The organism is Aeromonas australiensis (genome assembly GCF_000819725.1).
Lineage (GTDB): Bacteria > Pseudomonadota > Gammaproteobacteria > Enterobacterales > Aeromonadaceae > Aeromonas > Aeromonas australiensis.
In genome coordinates this window covers 1-1,452 of record NZ_CDDH01000033.1, presented here as the reverse complement: position 1 = coordinate 1,452, position 1,452 = coordinate 1, and the positions used below count along the sequence as shown (strand labels likewise).

Here is a 1,452-nt window from a genome sequence, read left to right as displayed (position 1 = left end):
TCGGTGGAGCAGGAGGGGCGCTTTCTGCTATCGCGCCAATATTCCCCTGATGCTGGATGTGATCGCCTGCCTCACCGAGGCGTGCTGCGCCGGCCATCCCGAGGCGTGATGCGTGCAGAGACGGCCTGTTCTCCCGATGTTTTGCCTGCGCAGCCCTGCTGCGACAAGGGGTAATTGGCGAGTAATCACCAGTCTGCGCCTGGTCAGGGTATCACTCATCCATATTTTCAATGACAGGTGCTCAAGCGAATAGCACCGGGAGCCATCATGCCTGCAAACTGTGACACCAAGGCCGTGCCTGCCATCGGCTTTTTGAACGTTATCTGAGCGCTTGAGTCGCCCTCTGCATTCAGATGGGGATTGGGCTTGGGCAGGGGTTGCCGGCTCTCTTCAAGGCGATCGGTGTCATGGCGGTGGCCAGGGTCAACCTGCCGGTGGCGCTGCTGCTCGGGGTCTCCAGCATCATAGTGCCCTGGGATACCCGGCTCACCTCTGTGGTGCTCTATATCGCCATTCCGGTCATCATCGCCCCGCTGGCGGAAGATCGTTTCAGCGATGATGAACGGATCGATGCCATGCTGGCTCACCCTATCCTGATCAACCGCCCCATCGTGGTCACGCCGCTTGGCACCAAGCTGTGCCGTCCGTCGGAAGTGGTGCTCGATATATTGCCCTGCCAGCAAAAAGGGGCCTTCGCCAAGGAGGATGGCGAGCAGGTAGTGGATGCGAGCGGCAAGCGCCTCAAGTAATCATCTGAACGCTCAGGTACGGATTGAAACAGGGCCACCCTCACGCTGGCCCTGTTTCGTTGTGTGAACAAGTTGAAAAAGTTATTCCTGCCAATCGTTTTACCGCTTTTTCTGTGACGATGATCACTGTACCATCGCCGCCCGACCTGCCACCCGGCCGCATCTCCCCCTGCGACGGCGCTGGCGTCACCCGATACATGCTGTCACCCGGAACGTGAATGACCCCAGGATGGGACCCGCCACTAACCTGTAGGTTTGTGGTCTGCGTGTCGCGTGGGTCGGCACCTCTCCCGCCGGATCGCCCGCGACGCCTGTCTGCAGACTTGCCATATGAAACTCCTCTCTTCATAGGTGCAAGATGACACTGTTATTGAGTCTGGTCGGTATGCTGGCCCTGATGTTTATCGCTTGGCTGGCCAGTGAAAACCGCCGCGCTATCCGCTGGCGAACCGTACTGGGGGCGCTCGCCCTGCAAACCGGTTTTGCCGCCCTGGTGCTCTATTTCCCCCCCGGACAAATCATGCTCGGTGCCATGAGCAATGGCGTCTCCGCCCTGCTCGGCTTTGCCGACAGCGGCATCCGTTTCGTGTTTGGCGATCTCGCCAGCAACGGCTTTATCTTCGCCGTGCGGGTGCTGCCGCTGGTGATCTTTATCAGCGCGCTGATCGCCGTGCTCTACCACTTCGGCATCATGCAGTGGGTG

2 protein-coding genes and 1 pseudogene are annotated in these 1,452 nt (G+C 59.6%); all 3 read left to right on the top strand.

Annotated features, from left to right (window positions below):
* Positions 1–174, top strand: a pseudogene (locus tag BN1117_RS19815) (transcriptional regulator); the annotation flags it as partial.
* Positions 175–353: 179 nt separating this feature from the next.
* Positions 354–749 carry an ArsC/Spx/MgsR family protein gene (locus tag BN1117_RS20015; protein WP_425283251.1) on the top strand — a complete coding sequence of 132 codons (396 nt, stop codon included), beginning with the start codon at positions 354–356 and terminating at the stop codon, positions 747–749.
* A gap of 358 nt (positions 750–1,107) precedes the next feature.
* On the top strand, positions 1,108–1,452 hold a 345-nt coding region (locus BN1117_RS05155), incomplete at its 3' end, for a Na+ dependent nucleoside transporter N-terminal domain-containing protein (protein WP_280135996.1).